This window comes from Monashia sp. HAY1-2A, assembly GCF_056755315.1.
In genome coordinates, this window is sequence record NZ_JBNDHY010000480.1 from 1 (window position 1) to 263 (window position 263).

Genomic DNA, 263 nt, shown 5'->3' on the forward strand with positions numbered 1-263 from the left:
TCCATGACCTCTGACACCTCAACGGCCGGGATTCTGGGCCGCCCATACCTCCTTGCCACCGTGGGGGCCTGCGCTCTGGTATTCCTCAGCGCTTTCGAGTCCCTCGCAGTGACAACCATCATGCCGCTGGTGAGCCGGGACCTGGACGGAGCCAGCCTTTACGCGCTGGCATTCGCCGGACCCTTGGCAACGGGCGTGATGGGCATGGTGGCGGCGGGTAACTGGTCCGACAGGCGGGGTCCGGCTGCGCCCCTGTACTCCTC

Annotated in this window: 1 pseudogene; it reads left to right on the plus strand. The window is 66.5% G+C overall.

What is annotated here, in order from left to right:
- Positions 1-3: 3 nt before the first annotated feature.
- Positions 4-263 (plus strand): annotated as a pseudogene (locus tag ACPYOM_RS22790) (MFS transporter); the annotation flags it as partial.